General features: G+C 69.6%; 4 protein-coding genes. 2 read left to right on the forward strand and 2 right to left on the reverse strand.

The window, feature by feature from the left end; translation table 11 throughout:
• Window positions 1–95: 95 nt before the first annotated feature.
• Window positions 96–2,777 carry a DNA polymerase I gene (gene polA, locus Q1K33_RS20510; protein WP_300406760.1) on the reverse strand — a complete coding sequence of 894 codons (2,682 nt, stop codon included), beginning with the start codon at window positions 2,775–2,777 and terminating at the stop codon, window positions 96–98.
• Between the two features lie 66 nt (window positions 2,778–2,843).
• Window positions 2,844–3,419, reverse strand: coding sequence for a GNAT family N-acetyltransferase (locus tag Q1K33_RS20515; protein WP_300406761.1), 576 nt, complete (start codon window positions 3,417–3,419; stop codon window positions 2,844–2,846).
• Window positions 3,420–3,549: 130 nt separating this feature from the next.
• On the opposite strand from Q1K33_RS20515, the gene Q1K33_RS20520 reads away from it, so the two are divergent.
• Window positions 3,550–4,296 carry a DUF554 domain-containing protein gene (locus Q1K33_RS20520; RefSeq protein WP_300406763.1) on the forward strand — a complete coding sequence of 249 codons (747 nt, stop codon included), beginning with the start codon at window positions 3,550–3,552 and terminating at the stop codon, window positions 4,294–4,296.
• A 226-nt stretch (window positions 4,297–4,522) separates the two neighbouring features.
• Window positions 4,523–5,890 carry an ABC transporter substrate-binding protein gene (locus Q1K33_RS20525; RefSeq protein WP_300406765.1) on the forward strand — a complete coding sequence of 456 codons (1,368 nt, stop codon included), beginning with the start codon at window positions 4,523–4,525 and terminating at the stop codon, window positions 5,888–5,890.
• Window positions 5,891–6,160 lie beyond the last annotated feature (270 nt).

A 6,160-nucleotide genomic window follows, 5' to 3' on the forward strand; every position in this document is an offset into this window, starting at 1 on the left:
CTAGTGGGGGTGGCGGGTGCCGTCGCTCGGCTCACCGGGTTTCGACGCGCCCGTCGCGACCTCGTGCCTCGCGCCCTGATGCTCGCCTGACCCCGTCAGTGCGCCGCCTCGTGCCAGGTCCGCCCGGTCCCGACGGACACGTCGAGCGGCACGAGTAGGTCGGCGGCACCACCCATCTGCTCACGCACCAGTGCCTCGAGCGCCTCGGTCTCGCCCGGGGCCACGTCGAAGACGAGCTCGTCGTGGACCTGCAGCAGCATCTTCGAGGCGAGTCCTGTTTGCTCGAGGGCTGCCTGGGTGTTGAGCATCGCGACCTTGATGAGGTCGGCGGCCGAGCCCTGGATGGGGGCGTTGAGGGCCATCCGCTCGGCGATGTCGCGGCGCTGTCGGTTGTCGCTCGACAGGTCGGGCAGGTAGCGGCGGCGCCCCAGGATGGTCTCGGTGTAGCCCGACTTGCGGGCCTCGACGACGACCCCGGCCAGGTAGTCGCGGATCCCGCCGAAGGTCTCGAAGTACTCATCCATCATCACCCGCGCCTCACTCGGCTCGATCCCGAGCTGGCCGCTGAGACCGAAGGCCGAGAGCCCGTAGGCCAGGCCGTAGTTCATCGCCTTGATCTTGGCGCGCATCTCGACCGTGACGTCGTCGGGCTCGACCTCGAAGACTCGTGCGGCCGTGATGGAGTGGAAGTCCTGGCCCGACTTGAACGCCTCGATCAGCAGGGCGTCCTCGGACAGGTGGGCCATGATCCGCATCTCGATCTGGCTGTAGTCGGCGGTCATCAGGCAGTCCTGACCCGCTCCGACCACGAAGCCCTCGCGGATCCGCCGCCCCTCCTCGGTGCGGACGGGGATGTTCTGCAGGTTCGGGTCGGTCGAGGAGAGCCGACCGGTCGCTGCGATCGTCTGGTTGAACGTGGTGTGGATGCGGCCGTCGTCGGCCACGGTCTTGAGGAGTCCGTCGATGGTCTGCCGCAGCCGGATCACGTCGCGGTGACGCAGCAGCGATGCGAGGAACGGGTGCTCGGTCTTGACGTACAGCGCCTGCAGGGCGTCGGCATCGGTCGTGTAGCCGGTCTTGGTGCGCTTGGTCTTCGGCATCCCCAGCTCGTCGAACAGGACGACCTGCAGCTGCTTGGGCGACCCGAGGTTGATCTCCTTGCCGATCTCGGCGTAGGCGCGCTGGGCGGCGTCACGCACCTCGGTGTCGAACTCGGACGACAGCAGCTCGAGCTGCTCGACATCCACGGCGATCCCCACCTGCTCCAGGCGTGTCAGGAGACCGACCAAGGGCAGCTCGACCTCGGCGAGCAGGCGCGTCCCACCGTGCTCCTCGATCGCCGAGTCCAGAGCGTCGGAGAGGTCAAGGACGGCTCGCGCCTGCAGCATGGCGGTCGCCGAGACCTGCTCCCCGTCGTCGAAGAGCGCCTCCTGGTCGGTGGCCTCCTCCTGCTTGAGCTCGCGCTTGAGGTAGCGAAGGGTCAGGTCGGCCAGGTCGTAGGATCGCTGGTCAGGTCGCACGAGGTAGGCCGCCAGGGCGGTGTCGGAGGCCAGCCCGGCCAAGGTCCAGCCGTGCGCGGCCAGTGCCAGCGCCGGCCCCTTGGCGTCGTGCAGCACCTTGGGTCGATCTGCGTCCGCCAACCAGGTGCCCAGCGCCGCGTCGTCGTCGGCCCCCAACGCCGAGGTGTCGACGTACGCCGCGCGCCCGTCACCGGTCGCCAGGGCGATGCCGTCGACCTGGCCGGCCCCGGCACCCCAGGTGCCGCGGACGAAGACCCCGACGCGGTCCGTGCCGACCTCGGCGAGCCAGGCCCCCACGGCACCGGCGGCAAGCTCTGCGCCATCGAGGTCGAAGCCGCTCCCGTCGACCTCCTCCTCGCTCTCGAGCGTCTCGAAGAGCCGATCGCGCAGGACCCGGAACTCGAGTCCGTCGAAGAGGGTGTGGACCTCGTGTCGGTCCCACGGGCGCAGCGCCATCTCCGCGGGCACCAGGTCGAGCTCGAGGTCACGGACCAGCGCGTTGAGGCGTCGGTTGCGCATCACGTCTCCGAGGTGCGCGCGCAGCGACTCCCCCTTCTTGCCGGTGATCTGGTCGGCGTGCGTGATCACGTTGTCCAGTCCGTCGAACTGCTTGAGCCACCGGGCGGCGTAGCCGGGACCGACGCCAGGCACACCCGGGAGGTTGTCCGACGTCTCACCCACGATCGCCGCGAGCTCGGGGTAGCGCGCGGGGGCGACGCCGTACTTGGCCTCCACCGCCTCCGGCGTCATCCGCGCGAGGTCCGAGACGCCGCGCATCGGATACAGCACCGTGGAGTGGTCGGTGACGAGCTGGAGGGAGTCGCGGTCGCCCGTGAGGACCAGCACGTCCATGTCGTCGGCGAGCGCCTGGGTGACGAGGGTGGCGATGATGTCGTCGGCCTCGAAGCCGGGCTTCTTGAGGTAGGGGATCCGCAGGGCGTCCAGGACTTCCTCGATGAGCGGCAGCTGACTGCCGAACTCGTCAGGCGTCTTGTTGCGCTTGGCCTTGTACTCGGAGTACTCCTCCATGCGGAAGGTCTGGCGTGAGACGTCGAAGGCGACGGCGACATGCGTGGGCTGCTCGTCGCGCAGGACGTTGATGAGCATGGACGTGAACCCGTAGACCGCGTTGGTGTGCTGCCCGGTGGTGGTCGAGAAGTTCTCGACGGGCAGCGCGAAGAAGGCGCGGTAGGCCAGGGAGTGACCGTCCAGCAGCAGCAGGCGCGGTCGTACTTCGGTGGCGGTCTCAGCAGTCACCCGCGCCACCCTAGATCAAGGCTCCGACAACGTGGGGCCGGCTGTCTGCAGTGCTCGGTCCGGCGATCAACGGGCGGCGCGGGTGCGGCGCATGGAGCGGCGCGCGGCGACGATCCGGGTGACCTGGCGACCCGAGGAACCCGCCGCGGTCGCGGCGGATCGCTGCCCGCGCAGGCGAGCCCGCACCGCCGTGGTCGGAGCTGTCCGGTAGGTCGCCATGGGGCTGAGGGCCAGGCGGGCCATGAAGCGGTTGGACTCCCGAGCCCCGGAGCCGACCGCAGTCGCCAGGGAAGCGACGTCCTGCTCGTCCGCGAACGCGAGCGCGGCCTCCATCAGGGCGCGACCCACCCCGTGGCGTCGCAGCGCGGGCACGACGGTGGGCGACTGCACCCGCACCGCCGCCTCGAGGTTGAGCGACGAGACGGTCGTGACCTCGAGAAGCACCGCACCTGCGCGCTGCCCGTCGTACTCGGCGACCACCAGCCGCTGCACCGATGACGCTTGCGCCGTTGCGATGATCGTGAGCACGTCGGCGAGTCGGACGGTCGGGTCGGAGCGGCGCAGGCTGGTGTCCCACAGCTCTGCCAGGAACATGGCGTCAGTGCCGATGGCACAGCGGAGCACGACCTGCGAACGACTCACCACGTCACCTGCCTGTGCCGGAGATAGGGGGCTGCATCCGAGACTCGAGCGCAGACTACGCTCATGGCCGCCCACCTGTCCGAAGATCGTCGGAGTGGCCGACGACGCGGTGCGGCCAGGAGCAGCCCACGTGATCCCCGGTACCGGCACCGCCGTCAACGTCGTCGCCGTCCTGCTCGGCGCCGTGCTGGGCAGGCTCCTCGGCAACCGCCTCCCCGAGCGGACGCGGGACCTGGTGACCGACGGGCTGGGCCTGGTGACGCTGCTGATCGCCGCCACCTCGGCGATGGCCGTCCTGGACCCGGACCTCTCGGACGTGGTCGGCACGAGCGCACCGCTCCTGATCGTGCTCGGCTCCGTGCTCCTCGGCGGCATCGTCGGCTCCCTGCTCCGGCTGGAGAGCCGTGTCGAGGGGCTTGGGGCGTTCCTGCAGCGCAGGCTGTCCCACGGTGCCGACTCGGTCGAGCGACAGCGCTTCATCGAGGGGTTCGTGGTGGCCTCCCTGATCTTCTGCACCGGACCACTGACCATCCTGGGCTCGATCAACGACGGACTGGGCAACGGGGCCGACCAGCTGTACTTGAAGGCCACCCTCGACGGCTTCGCCGCGATCGCCTTCGCGGCCTCGTTCGGATGGGGCGTGGCCGCCAGTGCTCTCACGGTCGTCGTGGTACAAGGCGGCCTGACCGTTGCGGGCGTGCTGCTGGGAGACGTGCTCCCCGACGCCCACCTGGCAGCCATCACCGCCACCGGGGGCCTGCTCCTCGTCGGCGTCGCACTTCGGCTGCTGAAGATCCGTGAGATCGCCGTCGCCGACCTCCTCCCGGCGCTCCTGGTGGCCCCGGCGCTCGTCGCGATCGTTGCTGCGGCGCGCTGATCGCCCGCCGCACGCACGGCCGTCGTGGCGTACCCGGTCCCGGCTGGCGAGCAAACGTCACGATTGGGCTACGACGTCACGATTCGGCAACGACGGCACTCACCCGGCCTTGACGGGTACCCCAGCGGGTCTACGGTAAGGGCGCTGCGCCCTACCTCCGGGGGTCGGGCACACGGTGAAACTCACCAGTACCTTCACCACATCTGAGAGAAGAAGGGTCCACCACGTGAATCGAACCACGACTCCCAACTGGGTCAGACTGATGGCCGGCACCGCCGCGCTCGGTCTGGTCCTGACCGCCTGCGGCTCGGAGGACGAGCCGGAGGCCGCTGACGACACCTCGAGCCCGAGTGCGTCCGCGGACCCGAGCACCGATGCTGCGCCCGTTGGTGACGACTTCACCAACGACGAGTGCGCCAACGGCACCACGAGCGCTGACACGTTCAAGGCCGGCGGCATCCTGCCGCTCACCGGAAACCTGGCGTTCCTCGGGCCGCCCGAGGTCGCCGGCGTGGGCCTCGCGGTCTCCGACATCAACGCGGCCGGCGGCGTCAACGGCGCCGACGCGTGCCACCAGATCGAAGACTCCGGCGACTCGACCGACATGTCGGTCAGCACCGCCTCGGCCCAGAAGCTCATCGCTGACGAGGTCTCGCTCGTCGTCGGTGCGGCCTCCTCCAGCGTGTCGCTCAACTTCGTCGACGCCCTGACCGACGCCAAGATCACCCAGGTCTCTCCGGCCAACACCGCGGTGGCGCTGAGCGGCTACTCGCCGTACTACTTCCGCACCGCCCCGCCGGACGGCATCCAGGGCAACGCCCTCGGCTCGCTGATCTCCTCGGACGGCTTCCAGAACGTCGCCTTCCTGGTCTTCAGCGACACCTACGGCACCGGTCTGCGTGACGTGGTCCAGGAGACCATCGAGGCCAGCGGTGGCACCTGCACCTACGGCTGCAAGGGCGACGGCGACGAGTTCCCCGCCGGCAACACGACCTTCTCCTCCGAGGTCAGCGCCGCGGTTGCCACGAACCCGGACGCCATCGTCGTCCTGGCCTTCGACGAGACCAAGGCCATCGTGCCCGAGCTCGCCTCGACCGGCTTCGACATGTCGGCCACGTACTACTCCGACGGCAACACGGCCGACTACACCGAGGACTTCCCCGAGGGGACGCTCGAGGGCGCCCAGGGCACCATCCCCGGTGCTGACGCCTCGGCCGACTTCAAGGATCGTCTGAGCGGCTGGTCGGAGTTCGCCGGCGGCGGCGCGCTGACCGACTTCGCCTACGGTGCGGAGTCCTACGACGCCACCATCCTGGCCGCCCTCGCGGCGTACAAGGGTGGCGCCACGGACAGCGCCACGGTGCAGAAGAACTTCGCTGACGTCTCCGGTGCCTCCGGTGGCGACGAGTGCTCGTCGTACGCCGACTGCATCGCCCTGCTCGACGAGGGCGGCGAGATCACCTACACCGGCCCGTCGGGTATCGGTCCGATCGACGACGAGAACGACCCGTCCTCGGCGTTCGTCGGTATCTACACCTTCGACGCGACCAACAAGAACGCTCTCTCCGCCACGGTGGAGGGCAGCAAGTCCTGATCACCTCACGGTGAGCAACACCGAGGCCCCGGACCTGATGGTTCCGGGGCCTTGGTGTTTCTTGGTGTCCTTCGGGGTGGGGGTGGCACCCGCGCTCCCCGGTTGGCGAGTTCCTCGGGGTTGGTGGGGCGCCCGCGCTCCTCGGTTGGCGAGTTCTTCGGGGTTGGGTGGCACCCGCGCTCCCCGGTTGGCGAGTTCCTCGGGGTTGGTGTGGCGCCCGCGCGCGTAGCCGACCGGGTCTCGCCGTCAAGGATCGCCTGCGGCGCCCGC

Origin of the sequence: Nocardioides sp. (assembly GCF_029937575.1) — a bacterium.
Taxonomy (GTDB): domain Bacteria; phylum Actinomycetota; class Actinomycetes; order Propionibacteriales; family Nocardioidaceae; genus Nocardioides.